Raw genomic sequence first — 16109 nt, 5'->3', positions numbered from 1 at the left:
CGGCTATTGGCCCTGGGCTCCTGCTTCCGCAGGAGCGCTGTTGAGCGCGTTGATCGCCGCGTGCACCCGCGCCTCGATCTCGGGGCGCGGCAGGCCGGGCGGGATCGGCTCGCCGAACGCATAGACGATGGTGCCGGGGCGCATCAGGCCCTTTTTCGGCCAGACATGCCCGCTCTTCACCGCCACCGGCACCACCGGCAGGCCGAGGATACGATAGAGCCCGGCAAAGCCGGAGCGCAGCTCGGGGCGCTCGCCGGGCAGGGTGCGGGTGCCTTCAGGGAAGATCAGCACCGAGCGCCCTTCGGCCCTGGCGGCCTGCGCGTCCTTCATCATCGATCGCAGCGCGGCGGCGCTGGCGGTGCGATCGGCGACGATCCCGCCGTAGCGCTGCGCCGCCCAGCCCCAGATCGGAATCCGGGTCAGCTCGCGCTTGAGCACGGGGGCGGGGGCACCGAGGCGGCGGGTCAGGTCGATCGCCTCGAAATTGCTCTCATGCCTGGCGGCGAAGAACACCGGGCCCGCCGGGATCGCGCCTTCGATCCGCACCTCGATCCCAAGGATCCAGCGCGCGCACCAACCCATGAACGCCGCCCAGCCGTTGCAATAGCCGCGCAGGGCGTCCGCGCCGAACAGCCCGGCGAACGGCACGAACAGCACGATCGGCACCGACAGGCCATAAAAGACCAGGGCGAACACGATATTGCGCAGGAGCAGCATCAGCCCGCGCCGAGCAGCAGCGCGACGCGGCGCACCAGATATTTGTGATATTCGCGGAACAACATGCCGAAGCCGGGATGGCTGGGCACGGCATCGCCCACCACTTCGACGCCGGGAAGCTGGTGCGAGAGCTCAAGCCGGGCGCGGGGCATGTGCCAGTCCGACGTCACCAGCCGCACGCTCCTATATTTATGACGCTCGACCCATTTGCGCGTCTCATCGGCATTCGAGCGGGTATCGACCGCCTGCCAGCCCAGATCGATCGCATCGGCGAAGAGCTTGCGGTCGATCTTGTACTGCGCTGCGAACTCGCCGGGGCGGACATCGGGATCGACGCCGCTGACCAGCATGCGTTTGGCATCTCCAGCGCGCAGCGCCTGCAATCCGCGGTCGATCCTTCCGGAGCCGCCGGTCAGCACGACGATGGCATCGGTCTTGCGCCCGTCGAGCGGCTTGCCGAGCGACAGCATGAACGCGGCGAAGCCGAGCGCCCAGGCGATCAGCAGCAGGACGATGATCCGCCAGATCACAGCGTCTTGCCCAGCGCCCGAAGCACCGCGGCGCGCGCGGCGAGGGTGGCGAGCAGCGCGAAGCCGATCGGCAGAAGCAGCAACAGCAGCCAGTCACGCTGCTGGAGCGCGACGCCGCTCAGCATCTCCGAGCCGAGGGTGCCGATCCGCGACTGCAGGAACCACACCAAGCCCATCGCCGCCACGCTGCCGAGCAGGCCGCCAAGCAAGGTGTCGAAGGCGATGCGGCGCTGGAACAGCCGCGCGATCTGCAGGTCGGTCGAGCCCAGCATGTGCAGCACGTCGATGGTATCGCGGTGGGTATCGAGCCCCGAGCGCGCGGCAAGCAGGACCACCGCGGCGGTGGCGGTGGCGATCAGCAGCATCAACCCGACCGCGAGCCAGCTCATCGTCGACATGAAGCTGCGCACCGGCGCCAGCCACTGGGCGTGACGATCGATCCGCGCGCCGGGCGCGATCGCGCGCGCCGCCCGTTCGACGGCGCCGATGTCGCCGCCGCGCATCTCGACATCGATCATCGCCGGCATCGGCAGATCGGGATCGAGCCCGGCATCGCCGAGCCATGGCTTGAGGAGTTCGGCCAGGCGAGCGCGGTCCGCTTCGCTGGCGCGCGTCACACCGGGTATCCGGGCCAGCGTCGCGACCATCGCGGCGGCCTGCTGGTCGCGCAGCTGGGCATTGGGCTCGACGATCTGGACGGTCAGCCGCCCGGCGAGCTGGCGGTCGAGCTGCGCGGTGGCGGCGAACATGCCGAGGCCCAGTGCACCCGCCAGCACCGTCAGGAACAGCATGATCGCCATGATCCACGTCATCGCGCGGGTGCGGCGGCTCTCGTCGAGCAGGCGCCGGTCGGGCGCATTGGGATTGAGGCTGAAGCGCATGCTTACCGCTCGCCCGGCGGATTGCGCAGCGCGCCGGTCGGATCGTTGAGCCGCCCCTTTTCCAGCCGCATCATATGCGCGTTGGGGATGCGGTTGAGCAAATGGAAGTCGTGCGTGGCGACGACGACGGTGGTGCCGAGCCGGTTCAGGGAATCGAACAGATGCAGCAGCCGCTCGGCCATGTCGGGATCGACATTGCCGGTCGGCTCGTCGGCGACGAGAATCTCGGGGCGGCCGATCACCGCGCGGGCGATGGCGATCCGCTGCTGCTCGCCGCCCGACAGCGTCGGCGGCCTGGCCTTGCCGCGGTCGTTGAGCCCGACCCAGGCGAGCATCTCGCGCACCGGCGCCTCGATATCGCTTTCGTGGACGCCGGCGACGCGCAGCGGCAGCGCGATATTGTCATACGCCGAGAGATGCGGGACCAGCCGGAAGTCCTGGAACACCACGCCGATGCGGCGGCGGAATCCCGGAAGCCTTGCTCTGGGAAGCGCCCCGGCGTCCTCGCCGAACAGCCGGATCACCCCGCGCGTCGGGCGCCTGGCGAGATACAGCATCTTGAGCAGCGAGGTCTTGCCGGCGCCGGAAGGACCGGTGAGGAAATAGAAGGCGCCCGAATTGAGCGAGAAGCTGATGTCCGACAGCGTCTCCGCGCCCGTGCCATAGCGCAGTCCGACATTCTCGAATTGCACGATGCTGGCCATGCCCCAGCCATTGCACACAGGATTGTCTTGCTCAAGGCGGGCGCGACTCTTGTAGGCCCGATTCGAAGCGTCTAGAATCGCATCCGTGCCGGCCGGTGGGCAGCCGGACGGGTGAGACGGCTTAGATGATCCTCGAATGCAGCCAGTGCCGGACGCGGTATCTTGTCCCCGACAGCGCCATCGGCGCCGACGGACGCACGGTGCGCTGCGCGAGCTGCAAGCATAGCTGGTTTCAGGCGCCGGTGGTGCTCGATCTGGCGACGCGCGCTTCGCCCGGCGATGGCGCTCCCATCGCCTCGCCGCCGCGCGCGCCCCGCCGCGAGCAAGAGCCCGCGCGAACTTTCGAGGATGCATCGGTGCACAGCGCCGCCGCTCCGGCCCCCGAATATGATCCCTTCGCGCCCGAACCGCCGTTCAAGCCACGCCGCAATCCGGCCAAGCGCTGGACCGCCGCCGCGGTCGTCGCCGGCTTCTCGATGCTGCTCGGCACCGGCGCGATCCTCTATTCGGGCGCGCCGGGCATCGCCGCTCAGCTCGGCCTGGGCATAGGCCGCGAGGCGGAGACGCCGCTGCGCTTCACCGACAAGAATGTCGAGTTGCGGACCATGCCGAGCGGCAGCGAGCTGTTCGCGGTATCGGGCAAGGTCGTGAACCCGACCGGCGACAAGCAGCATGTCCCCGATATCCGCGTCGAACTGCGCGACCAGCAGGACCGGCTGGTCTATTCGTGGCGGATCACGCCACAGTCGCGCAATCTCGGCCCGAAGGGTGCGATCGACTTCAATTCGGCCAAGCTCGACGTGCCGCCCAATGCCCGCGTGGTCGAGCTGAGCTTCGCCAGCGAACTGGGCGGCTGATCCGCTTTTCCGGAAGCACGCTTGCAATCGCGTGGGCGCATTGCTAGTGGCCGCGCCTCACCAGCCCGTCGGCATCGTCCGGCGGTGATTCACGTGCGGCCGTGGCGGAACTGGTAGACGCGCAACGTTGAGGTCGTTGTGTCCGAAAGGACGTGGAAGTTCGAGTCTTCTCGGCCGCACCAAAATCCCCGGAGCCAGCGGCCCGGGTAATCACCCGGAGGCAATCATGGATCGGATGCACAGCGCCTGACCGCCCTGCTCGCTGCCTCCACGGTGCCCCATGTCTGCCTTTCTCACGCTGGATTCTCTCGCCGCCGTCACGCCTGACCGGCGGCCGCTTTTCGAAGATCTGACCCTGTCGGTCGGCGCCGAGCGCGTCGGGCTGGTCGGGCGTAATGGCTCGGGCAAATCGACCTTGCTGCGAATCGCGGCGGGGGAGATCAAGCCCGTGGCCGGCACGGTCGCGCGCGGCGGTAGCATCGGCATGCTGGTGCAGGATTGGGCGGACTGGCTGGCGGTGTCCGACGTGCTCGGGGTGACCGCAATGCTGGCCCGGCTCGCGCGAGTCACAACCGGGGAAGGCGGTGAGGACGACCTGTCCGAAGCCGACTGGACGCTCGAGCCGCGAATCGAGGCGGCGCTGGCCGAAGTCGGATTGCCGGGACTGGCGCTCGACCGGCGCATGGGTTCGCTCAGTGGCGGCGAGCGGACGCGAGTGGCTATCGCGCGATTACTGCTAGACGCGCCCGACCTGCTGCTGCTCGACGAACCGACCAACAATCTGGATGCCGACGGCCGCGCCGCCATCGCCGGGTTGATCGCCCGGTGGCGCGGCGGCGTGCTGGTCGCGAGCCATGACCGAACACTGCTCGAGGGTATGGACCGGATCGTCGAGCTCACGCCGGCCGGCGTGCACCTATTCGGCGGCGGCTGGTCGGCCTTTGCCGAGGCGCGCGACGCGGCCCGGGCGCGGGCCGGCGCGGAACTGGAGCGGGCCGATGCGGCGTCGCGCGGAGCCGAGCGGGCGGCGCAGCAGCGGCGCGAGCGCAAGGACCGCCGCGACAAGGCCGGGCGGGCGTTCGCCGCCAAACGCTCGGAGCCGAAGATCCTGCTCGGCCGCATGGCAGAGCGCGCCGAGAATAGCGGCGGGCGCGACAATCGCCTGACCGAGCGGCTGGCCGGGGATGCGGCCGAGCGGCTCGCCATGGCACGGGCGCAGGTCGAGATCGTCACCCCGCTGACCATCGACTTGCCGCCGAGCGGACTACCCGCCCATCGCGAAGTGCTGGCGATGGATGGCGTGACGGTGATCGCGGGCGAGCGGATACTTGGGCCATGGAGCTTCGGAATGCGCGGACCCGAGCGGGTCGCCGTCACCGGCGCCAATGGGGCGGGCAAATCGAGCCTGCTGCGGACCGCGATGGGGTGGGCGCGGCCGGCGGGCGGCACGGTCCAGCGCGCCGAGGGGCGGCTGGCGATGCTCGACCAGCATGTCTCGCTGCTCGCAGACAGCGAGACGATCCTCGCCAATTTCCAGCGGCTCAACCCCGGACTCGATGCCAATGCCGCTTATGCCGCCTGCGCGCGCTTCGCCTTCCGCAACCGCGATGCGCTCCGGACCGTCGGTACGCTATCGGGCGGCGAGCGGTTGCGCGCGGGACTGGCCTGCGTGCTGGCGGGCGAGCGGCCGCCCTGGCTGCTGCTGCTCGACGAACCGACCAACCATCTCGACATGGATTCGCTGGAGGTGCTGGAAAATGCGCTGGCGCGATATGACGGCGCCTTGCTCGTCGTCAGCCATGATCCCGCGTTCATGGCAGCGATAGGTGTAGTGCGCGAAGTGCGTTTGTCGCGGTGACTGCGACAGTTTCGCCGGACAACTGGCAAAGTTTTGCGACAAACGCCGCCTAGTCGGAGCACAGGCACGGCGCCGGGGAGTTGGGAATGCGTAGATTGAGTGCAGTGGCGATTGCTTTGCTCGCGAGTGCGATGCCGGTGATGGCCCATGCCCAGCAAACGCCGCCGCCTGCGCCGCAGGAAGCCGAGGAAGAGGCGGATGGCGAGATCGTCGTCAGCGGCCAGCTGCGCGGCGCGGTCGAAGGCGACATCCCGCCCGAGGTTCAGCTTTCCCCGGCCGACATTCGCGCTTTGGGCGTGCCGACCATCGCCGATCTGATCACAGAGCTCGCGCCGCAAACCGGCAGCGGGCGCGGGCGCGGCGGCGAACAGCCGGTGGTGCTGCTCAACGGCCGCCGCATCTCGAGCTTCAGCGAAATCCGCGAGATGCCGACCGAGGCGATCGAGCGCGTCGATATCCTGCCCGAGGATGTCGCGCTCAAATATGGCTATCGCGCCGACCAGAAGGTGGTGAACATCGTCCTGCGCCGCCGCTTCCGCGCGATCACCACCGAGGCGGAAGCCCGCGTGCCAACCGCGGGGGGCTTCGCCGGTGGCAAGGGCGACGTCAACATCCTCAAGATCAGCCGTGACAAGCGCGTCAATCTCGATGTGCAATATACTGGCGCGTCGGGATTGCTCGAAAGCGAGCGCGACGTGATTTCGCGCCCGACGAACGGGCAGACCGGGGACCAGACCCCGTACCGGACCCTGATCGCGCCGCGCCAGCAGCTGACGATAAACGGCGTGTACAGCCAGAATCTCTCGTCCAAGATCAGCGGATCGTTCAACGCGCGGCTCGAAGTCGACCAGCGCCAGGCGCTGCTCGGTCTCGACAACCAGTTCCCGCAATTTCGCGATACCAAGAGCCAGACCGCGCATACCGGCTTCTCGCTCAATGGCGACGGGCTGCCATGGAGCCGCGACTGGCGCTGGTCGCTGACCGGGAATTACGACCGAGTCGCCACGCGCAGCGTTACCGGTCGCGGCATCGGCGCGACCGACCTTGCCGATTCGACATCGAATGTCGCCACGGTAGACGCGCTGTTTCGCGGACCGCTGCTCAAGCTGCCCGCGGGAGACCTGTCGGCCAACATCCGGCTGGGTGCGAGTACCAGCGACTTCGATCGCAGCTCGCTGCGGGGCGGAGTCGCGGGAAGCGGATCGACGTCGCGCGACAGCGGCAGCATGGCGGTGAATGTCGATCTGCCGATCGCCAGCCGCCGCCGCGACGTGCTGGGCGTCCTTGGCGACCTCTCGCTCAACGCCAATGCCGAGATCGAGCGTCTTTCCGATTTCGGCACGCTGGTCACCACCGGCTATGGCCTGAACTGGTCGCCGATCAAGCAGGTGCGCTTCATCGCCTCGTTCACCGACGAGGAAGGTGCGCCCAGCGCCCAGCAGCTGGGCGACCCGACACTGGCAACGCCCAATGTGCCGGTGTTCGACTATGTCCGCGGCGAAACCGCGTTCGTGACCAATATCACCGGCGGCAACCCGCTGCTGACCGCCGACAGCCGCCACGTCATGAAGCTCGGGCTCAGCATCCGCCCGCTCGACGAGACCGATCTCTCGCTCAGGGCCGATTACATCTCCAGCACCGCCCGCAACCAGATTTCGGCGTTCCCGGCGTCAAGCGCGGCTGTCGAGGCGGCATTCCCCGGGCGGTTCGTGCGCGACGGCAGCGGACGGCTGATCAGCGTCGACAATCGCGCCGTCAATTTCGCCAGCGCCGAACGCTCGCAACTGCGCTGGGGCTTCAACTTTTCGATGCCGCTGAGCTCGGTGCTGGAAAAGCGCATCGAGGAACGCCGCGCCGAATTCGAGAAGCGCCGCGCGGAAGCCGCGGCCAACGGTACGCCGCTGCCCGAACGCCCGCGCCGCGAGCGCGGCGAAGGCGCCAATGTACCGGCGCAGCAGCCGCCACAGGGTGGCTTCTTCGGCGGAGGCGGCGGGCGCGGTCCCGGCGGCGGGGGGTTTGGCGGCGGCCGCGGCTTTGGCGGCGGTGGACGTGGCTTTGGCGGGCCCAACGGCGCGCTGGCCGGCCGGATCAATTTCAGCCTCTATCACACCTGGCACTTCAAGGAGCTGGTGACGATCCGCGACAACCTGCCGGTGCTCGACCTGCTCAACGGCGCCGCGACCGGCAGCCGCGGCGGCCAGCCCGAGCATGAGATCGAAGCGCAGGGCGGGGTCTCGAAGGACGGGCTCGGCTTCCGCGTCAACGCCAAATGGCAAAGCGGGACGACGGTATTCACCGGCGCCGCCGGCAGCGGCAACCGCCTCGATTTCGGCAGCACCGGCACGATCGGCCTGAGGCTGTTCGCCGACCTCGGGCAGCAGATCAAGCTGGTGCGCGATCATCGCTGGCTGCGCGGGACGCGGGTGACGCTGTCGGTCGACAATCTGTTCGACACGCATCCGCGCGTGACCGATCAGACCGGGGCGGTGCCGCTCAGCTACCAGCCCGATCTGCTCGATCCGCAGGGCCGGATGATCCGGCTCAGCATCCGCAAGCTGTTCTTCTAGGGATTTCGCTCTTCTGTTTCCCTGCGAAAGCAGGTGGTGAGGTTATCGAGCGATTCCGATCGTGACCCTGGGCTCCTGCTTTCGCAGGAGCACGAGAAGGGGTTAGTGCGCGCCTGCCGTCGGCTTGGGCGGCAGGTCGATCGCCGGCTGCTGCGGCCGGAAGCGCTGCCCCGTCGGCTGATCGCCGAACGCGGTCTTGCGATAGAGCAGGGTGATCGAAACGCGGCGGTTGCGCGGGTCCATCGGATTCTCGACGATCATCGGCTCGCGGTCGGCGACGCCCTCGATCCGGTCGAACGCCTTTTCGGGCACCCCGCCCGCGGCCAGCCGCCGGCGCGTCGCCTCGGCGCGGCCGCTCGACAGCATCCAGTTGTTCATGTTGCGCGGATCGCCATAGCCGAGGCTGTCGGTATGGCCGCGGATCATGATCGGATTCTCCATGCCGGCCAGCGACTGCGCGATCAGCCCGATCAGGTTGCCCGCTTCAGGCACCAGCGCGGTCGTGCCGACATCGAACATCGAATAATTGGCATCGTCGACCAGGTCGATCCGCATGCCGTCGCGCGTCTGGACGAAGCGGACGTGCTTGGCGAGCCGCGACAGCTTGGGATTGGCGCGCATCTGCTGTTGCAGGCGCTGGCTGGCGCGCGAGAAGTTCTGCTGGTCCTGCGCGGTCAATGCGCGCTGGTCCTTGAGCGTCCCCTTCTCGCCGGTGCCGACATCCTTGCCGCCGGTGGCGCCGGCGGGAACGGTCATCGAGCGCGTGCCGGTCTGCCCGGCGCGATTGGGATAATTCTCCTGCGCGTTGAGCGCGTCGCCATGCAGCAGCCCGTTCGAGCCGGCACTGTTCTGCCTGAATTCGACCAGGGTCGGCGCGAAATAGTCGGCGAGCGCCTTGCGCTGCTTCTCGGTGGTAGCGCCGAGCAGCCACATCAGCAGGAAGAACGCCATCATCGCGGTCACGAAATCGGCATAGGCGACCTTCCAGGCGCCGCCGTGATGGCCGCCGCCATGCCCTTCGATATAGACCTTCTTGACGATGATCTTGGGTGGCTGGTTGCTCCCATGCGGAGCGCGTCCGGCCACTTACCGGCCCCTCAGCCCGTCGAACACCTCGCCGAAGTTCGGCTGGTTGCTATGGGCGATGCCCGAGCGCGCGGCTTCGATCACCAGCGGCTGCGGATGGCCGTGGAGCGAGGCGATGATGATCTGCTTGACGACATTGTAGATCGCCGCGTCGGCATCGATCACCTGCTGAAGGCGATTGGCGAGCGGGCCGACCAGGCCGTAAGCAAGCAACACCCCGAGAAAGGTGCCGACCAGCGCCGAACCGATCATCGCGCCGAGGATGCTCGGCGGCTTGTCGATCGAGCCCATCGTCTTGACGACGCCGAGCACCGCCGCGACGATGCCGAGCGCCGGCAGCGCGTCGCCCAGCGATTGCAGCGTGCCCTGCGGGCCCTGGACTTCATGATGGTGGGTCTTGATGGCGTTATCCATCACGTCCTCGACCGCGTGCACGTCGAGCGTGCCCGACGAGACGACGACGAGGCGCAGCGTATCGGTGATCAGGTTGATCAGCGTGTGATCGGCGAGCAGGCGCGGATATTCGGCGAAGATCGCGGAGGATTTCGGATCCTCGACATGCGGCTCGAGCGCGATCGGGCCCTCGGTGCGCAGCATCTTCATCAGCTTCGAGACGAGGAAGATCGTGTCGAGATAATCCTGCTTCTTGTACTTCGGCCCCTTGACGACCTTCATGAAGCCACCGCCCAGCGCCTTCAGTTCCTTGCCCGAATTGCCGATGATCAGCGCGCCGACCGCGGCGCCGCCGATGATCAGCATTTCATGGGGAAGCGCATGCATGACCGGCCCCAGCGCTCCGCCCGTAAAGGCGAAGCCCCCGAAGACCATCGCGATCAGCACAACAAAGCCGATTGCTACGAACATGCGTCTGGAAACCCCCTGTTGGTCGTTAGGGTTAACGACCGCTTCGCCATCACTTTCAGCGGAAAATCATGGTTAAATCGTTACCGGACCGCCGATTCAGCGCAGATAATCGAACAATGACAGCGCAGTGAGCTTGGTGAAGCTCGCCTGGGTCGCCTGCAGGATCGTCAGCGTCTGCTGGAAATTGGAGATCGTGGCGGCGAGATCGACGTCCTCGACCGCCGAACGCGCATCGTCGCGCGCCGTCGCCGCATAATCGAGCTGATCGGCCACCATCTGCAGCCGGGTGCCGCGCGCACCGATCGAGGCGTGCGCCGCCGTCACATTGGCAAGCGCGTCGGTCATGCTGCTGGCGGCGGTATTGGCGGCCGCCTTGACGTCGCCGCCCGAGCTGAGCGCGGCGGTGAATTGCGAGATCACGCCGAAGATGTTGGTGGTGCTGTCGGCCGCGAAGGCGCGGTCGCCGGTGGTGCCGACCTGCATGGTCAGCTGATCGCCGATCGGGATGCCCGAAGGCTCGCCGCTGCTGACATAGGTGATCGTGCCGTCCGCCGCCTTGGCGAACGGCAGGTCGCCGGTCGCGCCGCCGAAGATCGGCTGGCCGCGGCTGTCGCGGGCGTTGGCGAGCGCGAACAGCGTGTCGCGGATCGACTCGAGTTCCTTACCGATCGAATTGCGGTCCGATTCGGTAAGCGTGCCGTTGCCCGCCTTGGTGAACAGCTCCTGTGCGCGCTGGATCTGGGTCTCGATATCGGAAAGCGTGTCGTCGGCCTGATCGAGGATGCCCTGCGCGGTCGCGACATTCTTGGCATAGGCCTGGTCGTTGGCGTCGGCGCGCTTCAGCGTCGCGAGCTGGCGATAGGCGCCGGGCGCGTCGGACGCGTTGACCACCTTCTTGCCGGTGGCGATCTGCCCCTGCTGCTTGTCCGCGAGCGTCGACAGGTTCGACATCAGCGCCATCGAGCGCTGATAGGTTTGCGAAGTGGATACACGCATGGCGGTTACCTGATCTCGAAGATGGATTGCAGCACTTCGCGCGCCACCTGGATGACGCGGCCCGATGCCTGATACGCCTGCTGGAAGCGGATCAGATCGACCGCCTCCTCGTCGATATTGACCCCGGTCACGCCATCGCGCGCGGCAACGGCATTGTCACGGATCGCGGTCTGGGCATCGACCACCGCATTGCGAGCGTTGAGCGCGCCGCCATTGGCGGTGATCAGATTGGTGAGGCCCTGCTCGGCGCCATTGGCGGTGCGGATCGCGTCGAGCGCCAGGAAATTGCTGTTGTCGCGCGCGCCCTTGCCGGTCCCCGCGCCGGCGATCGCCCGCGGATCGTTGAGCGCCAGCGTCAGGTTCGACGCCGGATCGCCGATCGTGAACATCGCCGCGCCGGCATTGCCCGACAGATCGTCGCCACCGGCCTGCACGGCGTTGACGCCCTGCGCGAAGGTCTGGGCCAACGTGTTGAGCTGGCTGCGCGCGCTGGCGATCGCCGCGGCGCCTTCGCCGATCCCGGCAAGCACGCCACCCGAGGGCGTCAGCGCCTGGACGCCGCCATCGAGAAACGCCGAATAGGACATCGCCCCCGCGCTGTTGCGCACGGCGGTGACGGTCGCCGACGACACGCCCTGGACCAGCACCGGCCCGGTTGCGCCACCCTGGCGGACGACCGCGCGGCCGGTTGCGTCGAGCGAGACGTTGATGTCGGTGATCGCGCTCATCTGTTCGAGCAGCTGATCGCGCTGATCGAGCAGGGAAGCGGCATTGCTGGTGTTCGGCGCGACATTGCCGAGCGCGAAATTGACGCGTGCGAGCGTGGCCCCGAGCCCGCTGAGCTGGTTGACCGCGGCATCGGCGGTGGCGTCGAGATCGGCCATCGCCGCGTCGAGCGCGTTGCCGGTCGCGGTGAAGCCCGCCGCGACGCTGGACGCCGCTTCGAGCATCGCCTGGCGCGGGCCGAGATTCGACGGATCCGCGGCGGCGGTGCGCGCGGAAATGAAGAAATTGGTGAGCTGGCCGCTCAGCTGGTTACCGGTCAGTGCGCCCTGGACGCGGTCGAGCCAGGTCGCTGCGGTCTGGCTGCGGCCGAGATCGGTACTCGCGAGACGGACCTGGCCCGCGCGATACACGTCGGTCTGGCGGGCGATGCCCGACACCACGACGCCCATGCCGTTGGTGTTGGTGACCCCCGTGGCCGAGACCTCGCGCACGTTCGAGGTGCGGCGGACATAGCCGGTGGTGCCGGCATTGGCGATGTTCTCCGACGTCGTGGTCAGCGCGGTCTGATAGGCGCGCAGTCCCGATGCCGCGATCGACAACATGTCGCTCATGGCGTCGCGCTCCCTTCAGGCTTGGCGGCCGCGGCACCTTCGGTGCCGGCGGCCTTGGCGAGGAATTCGGTCATCGCCTTGCCGATTCCGATCGGCGCATGCGCCGCCATCGATTGGGCGAGCTTGTCGTCCTGCATGTCGCGGAACTGCTCCTGCGCCTTGCTGTCGAACAGCCCGTCGCCCAGCTTTGCAGCCCGCATCGACTTCAGCATCATGCCAACGAAGATCGCCTCGAAGCGCTGGCCGGCGGCTTCGAGGTTCTCTTTCGAGGCGAGGCGCGACGTGTCCGCGGACACGCCGCCACCGGTGTTGATGGCGGTGCTGCCGATGGGCGCGATGTGGGTCACAGTATGATCAACTCCGCCTTGAGCGCGCCGGCTTGCTTGAGTGCCTCGAGGATCGCGACCAGATCGGCCGGCGACGCGCCGATGGCGTTCACCGCCTTGACGACATCGGCCAGCTTGGGGCCGGGATCGAGCAGGAACATCGGGCGCTTCTCCTCTTCGACGCCGACCGTGGAATGCTCCTCGGTCTTGGTCTCACCCTTGCTAAACGGCAAAGGCTGCGAAACCTGTTGGGCTTCATCAATACGAACAGTGAGTTTACCATGTGTTACCGCGGCCGGGCTGACCCGGACGGCCGAGTTGATGACCACCGTGCCGGTGCGCGCGTTAACGATTACCTTGGCCGGCGCTTCGGCTGCCTCGACTGTCAGATTCTCGATTTCGCTCATCAATTCGGCGCGCACGTCGCGGCCCTCGGGCGCGGAAATCGCGATCGAGACGCCATCGATCGCGCGGGCACGCGCGCCGCCGAAACGGGCGTTGATCGCGTCCTGCACGCGCTGCGCGGTGGTGAAATCGGCGCGCTGGAGGTTGAAGGTCAGGAACGGCGCCTTGTCGAAGCCGGTATCGACCGCGCGCTCGACCGTGGCGCCCTCGGGGATGCGGCCCGAAGACGGGATGTTGACCACCACCGACGATCCGTCCTTGCCCTCGGCGCCCAACCCCGAGACGGCGAGGTTGCCCTGCGCCATCGCGTAGATCTGGCCATCGGCGCCCTGTAGCGGGGTCAGGATCAACGTACCGCCGCGCAACGACTTGGCCTTGCCCATCGACGAGACGGTGATGTCAAGCTTCTGGCCCGGTTTGGCGAACGGCGGCAGCTCGGCGGTGATCATCACCACCGCCGCGTTCTTGAGGCCCGGCGCCACGCCTTGCGGCAGGTTGAGGCCGAAGCGCGCGGCGACGCCTTTCATCGACTGGACGGTATATTCGAGATTGTCGTCGCCGGTACCAGGCAGGCCGACCACCACACCGTAACCGGTCAACTGGTTCGAGCGGATGCCCTGGAAGCTGCCGAGGTCCTTGACGCGCTGCGCCACCGCCGGCTGGGCGGCGAAGGCGAGCACGACAAGCGCGAGAAGAGTGCGGATCATATGATTTGGTCCCGGCCTAGAAGGGGCTGATCACGGAGAAGAACCGGCTGAGCCAGCCCTGACGGCTGGCGCGGGCGACATCGCCCTTGCCGGTGTAGGCGATGCGGGCATCGGCGACGCGGGTGCTCGGCACACGGTTGTTCGCGTCGATATCGGCGATGCGAATCAGGCCCTTGATCTGGACGAACTCGTCGCCGCGATTGAGGGTCACCCGCTTCTGGCCCTGCACGAGCATCGTCCCGTTGGGATAGACCGCCGCGACGGTCACGCTGACTTCGCCGGACAGGGCATTGGCCTGATCGGCGCTGCCCGAGCCGTTGAAGTTGCGGCTGCCGCTGACGCTGGCGTCGGTGGACTTGAACAGCGAGAGATTGCCCGTGCTCGGCGGCGTTATCGAGAAGCCGCCGCTCGAATCGAGCTTCGAGCCCGCGGATTTGGACGCGCTGGTGCGCTCGACCAGGACGATGGTCAGCGGATCGCCGACACGGCGCGCGCGCGTGCCCTCGTAGAGCGCGGCATAGCCATCGCTCGCCTGGAAGATGCCGCCATTGGCGGGCGCGGCGACGACCGGCACCTGCGCGGGCATGGTAGCCGAAAAATCCTCCTTCGCCTTCTTCTTGCCGATGCCTAGGAACTGCGCCTGGGCGGGCGTGGCGGAGAAGCCCATCGCACAGGCGATGAGCGAACCGACGGCGAGGCCTGTGAGAAACTTCATCAGTGCCGCCTCAAATGTTCTGGTTGACATATTTGAGCATCTCGTCGGTCGCCGAGATCATCTTCGAATTGACCTCATAGGCGCGCTGGGTCTCGATCATGTCGACGAGCTCCTCGACGACATTGACGTTCGATCCTTCGAGCATTCCCTGACGGATGCGGCCACGGCCTTCCTCGCCGGCATTGCCCATGCTGACCGCGCCCGAAGCCGAGGTCTCGATGAGATAATTGTCGCCGGCCGCCTGCAGGCCCGCCGGGTTGGCGAAGCTGGCGATCTGGATCTGGCCGATCTGGCTGGCCTCGGCCTGGCCCTGCAGCGTCGCCGAGACGGTGCCGTCGGTACCGATGGTGATCGAGGTCGCGCCTTCGGGCACGGTGATGCCGGGCATTACCTGATAGCCTTCGGAGGTGATCAGCATGCCTTCGGGCGAGCGGCTGAAATTGCCGGCGCGGGTATAGCCGAGCTGGCCGCCGGGCATCTGCACCTGGAAATAGCCATTGCCGTCCAGAGCGAGGTCGAACGCGTTGCCCGTAGTCTGGAGCGAGCCCTGAGTCTCGATGCGGGCGGTCCCCTGCACGCGCACGCCGGTACCGAGATTGAGGCCGGTCGCGTATTTGGTTTCCGCGGTCGATGCCGCGCCGGGCGCGGTCACGACCTGATAGGCCAGGGTCTGGAACGAGGCGCGGTCGCGCTTGAAGCCCGTGGTGTTCACGTTGGCGAGGTTGTTCGAGATGACCCGCATGCGCGTATCCTGGGCGTCGAGCCCGGTCCGCGCGATGTGCATTGCCGATGAACCCATCTGTCTTACTCCTTATGCCGAGACGCGCATCAGCGATGCACCGCCCTCGTCCATGGTCTTGGCTTCCTTCAGAAGGTTCGCCTGCACTTCATAGCTGCGCTGGTTCTCGATCATGTCGACCAGCGCCTGGGTGAGATTGACGTTCGACTGCTCGAGCGAGCCCGAAACGCATTTGGCTTCCATGTCGTCGGGCAGCACGCCGCCGCCCTTCACATGGAGAAGATTGTCGAGGCCCTTGACGGTCTGGCTGCCGTCGGCGCTCGCCAGCTTGATCTTGTCGAGCACCTGCGGCTGGCTGGCGTCGCCCCCGGGAGGCACGATCGTGATCGTGCCGTCATCGGCGATGGCGATGGACTGGTAGGGCGGCACGGTGATGGGGCCCCCCGACCCCATCACCGGGAAACCGTCGCCGGTTTCCAACACGCCCGAAGCCGCGACGTTAAGGTCGCCGCGCCTCGTATAGGCTTCACTGCCGTCTCGGGCCTGGACCGCGATCCAGCTATCGGTCGTCACCGCCATGTCGAGCGGCTTGCCGGTCTGGACGATCGTTCCCGCGCGGCGATCGAAGTCGTTGACTTCCTCGGCGGCGAGATCGCGCGAGTTGAGAGCGCCTTGCTGCTGCAGCACCATCCGGTCGAAGCTGACGCGATCGGCGCGGTAGCCGATGGTCGAGGCGTTCGCGATGTTGTTCGCGATCGTCGACTGCGCCGACATCTGGCTCTTGAGCCCGGATAGTGCGGTATAGACGAGACGGTCCATG

16 protein-coding genes and 1 tRNA gene are annotated in these 16109 nt (G+C 67.2%); 4 read left to right on the top strand and 13 right to left on the bottom strand.

Annotated features, from left to right (window positions below):
- Positions 1 to 3: 3 nt before the first annotated feature.
- From KF730_RS00305 to ftsE, 4 genes are read right to left on the bottom strand one after another with little or no spacing between them, the layout of a single operon-like run.
- Positions 4 to 717, bottom strand: coding sequence for a lysophospholipid acyltransferase family protein (locus tag KF730_RS00305; RefSeq protein ID WP_294091463.1), 714 nt, complete (start codon positions 715 to 717; stop codon positions 4 to 6).
- The gene (locus tag KF730_RS00300; RefSeq protein WP_294091462.1) at positions 717 to 1247 is read right to left on the bottom strand and encodes a YdcF family protein; all 531 of its coding nucleotides are present in this window, start codon (positions 1245 to 1247) and stop codon (positions 717 to 719) included. Before KF730_RS00300 ends, KF730_RS00305 begins: the two co-directional genes overlap by 1 nt.
- On the bottom strand, positions 1244 to 2128 hold the full coding sequence (locus KF730_RS00295) for an FtsX-like permease family protein (protein WP_294091461.1): 885 nt from the start codon (positions 2126 to 2128) through the stop codon (positions 1244 to 1246). The genes KF730_RS00300 and KF730_RS00295 overlap by 4 nt, the downstream gene beginning before the upstream one ends.
- Positions 2129 to 2130: 2 nt before the next feature.
- Entirely contained in the window at positions 2131 to 2832 is a 702-nt protein-coding gene (gene ftsE, locus KF730_RS00290; RefSeq protein ID WP_294091460.1) for a cell division ATP-binding protein FtsE, read from the bottom strand.
- Between the two features lie 125 nt (positions 2833 to 2957).
- On the opposite strand from ftsE, the gene KF730_RS00285 reads away from it, so the two are divergent.
- The 4 genes from KF730_RS00285 (at position 2958) to KF730_RS00270 (ending at position 8114) form a co-directional block, all read left to right on the top strand.
- The gene (locus KF730_RS00285; RefSeq protein WP_294091459.1) at positions 2958 to 3689 is read left to right on the top strand and encodes an MJ0042-type zinc finger domain-containing protein; all 732 of its coding nucleotides are present in this window, start codon (positions 2958 to 2960) and stop codon (positions 3687 to 3689) included.
- Positions 3690 to 3784: 95 nt separating this feature from the next.
- A tRNA-Leu gene (locus KF730_RS00280) sits at positions 3785 to 3871 on the top strand.
- A 98-nt stretch (positions 3872 to 3969) separates the two neighbouring features.
- A complete protein-coding gene (locus KF730_RS00275; protein WP_294091458.1) occupies positions 3970 to 5547 on the top strand; it encodes an ATP-binding cassette domain-containing protein in 1578 nt (525 codons plus the stop codon).
- Positions 5548 to 5633: 86 nt separating this feature from the next.
- Positions 5634 to 8114 carry a TonB-dependent receptor gene (locus KF730_RS00270; RefSeq protein ID WP_294091456.1) on the top strand — a complete coding sequence of 827 codons (2481 nt, stop codon included), beginning with the start codon at positions 5634 to 5636 and terminating at the stop codon, positions 8112 to 8114.
- A gap of 102 nt (positions 8115 to 8216) precedes the next feature.
- Here the strand turns inward: KF730_RS00270 and KF730_RS00265 are convergent, their stop codons facing one another.
- The 9 genes from KF730_RS00265 to flgF form a co-directional block, all read right to left on the bottom strand.
- Positions 8217 to 9200, bottom strand: a complete 984-nt coding sequence (locus KF730_RS00265) for a flagellar motor protein MotB (RefSeq protein ID WP_294091454.1) — start codon at positions 9198 to 9200, stop codon at positions 8217 to 8219.
- Complete coding sequence (gene motA, locus KF730_RS00260) at positions 9201 to 10064, bottom strand: flagellar motor stator protein MotA (RefSeq protein ID WP_294091453.1); 864 nt, start codon at positions 10062 to 10064, stop codon at positions 9201 to 9203.
- Positions 10065 to 10160: 96 nt separating this feature from the next.
- Complete coding sequence (gene flgL, locus KF730_RS00255) at positions 10161 to 11060, bottom strand: flagellar hook-associated protein FlgL (RefSeq protein ID WP_294091452.1); 900 nt, start codon at positions 11058 to 11060, stop codon at positions 10161 to 10163.
- 5 nt (positions 11061 to 11065) lie between these two features.
- Positions 11066 to 12397, bottom strand: a complete 1332-nt coding sequence (gene flgK, locus KF730_RS00250) for a flagellar hook-associated protein FlgK (RefSeq protein ID WP_294091451.1) — start codon at positions 12395 to 12397, stop codon at positions 11066 to 11068.
- Entirely contained in the window at positions 12394 to 12744 is a 351-nt protein-coding gene (locus tag KF730_RS00245; protein WP_365972747.1) for a rod-binding protein, read from the bottom strand. Before KF730_RS00245 ends, flgK begins: the two co-directional genes overlap by 4 nt.
- Complete coding sequence (locus KF730_RS00240; protein ID WP_294091450.1) at positions 12741 to 13835, bottom strand: flagellar basal body P-ring protein FlgI; 1095 nt, start codon at positions 13833 to 13835, stop codon at positions 12741 to 12743. Before KF730_RS00240 ends, KF730_RS00245 begins: the two co-directional genes overlap by 4 nt.
- Before the next feature lie 16 nt (positions 13836 to 13851).
- Positions 13852 to 14502, bottom strand: a complete 651-nt coding sequence (locus tag KF730_RS00235) for a flagellar basal body L-ring protein FlgH (RefSeq protein WP_294095617.1) — start codon at positions 14500 to 14502, stop codon at positions 13852 to 13854.
- 58 nt (positions 14503 to 14560) lie between these two features.
- On the bottom strand, positions 14561 to 15349 hold the full coding sequence (gene flgG / locus KF730_RS00230; RefSeq protein ID WP_294091448.1) for a flagellar basal-body rod protein FlgG: 789 nt from the start codon (positions 15347 to 15349) through the stop codon (positions 14561 to 14563).
- Positions 15350 to 15361: 12 nt separating this feature from the next.
- Complete coding sequence (gene flgF / locus KF730_RS00225) at positions 15362 to 16108, bottom strand: flagellar basal-body rod protein FlgF (protein WP_294091447.1); 747 nt, start codon at positions 16106 to 16108, stop codon at positions 15362 to 15364.
- Position 16109: the final 1 nt, after the last annotated feature.

Origin of the sequence: Sphingomonas sp., assembly GCF_019635515.1 — a bacterium.
Lineage (GTDB): Bacteria > Pseudomonadota > Alphaproteobacteria > Sphingomonadales > Sphingomonadaceae > Sphingomonas.
Note: the sequence above shows the minus strand (reverse complement) of the source record. Positions and strands in the feature narration are given on the sequence as shown.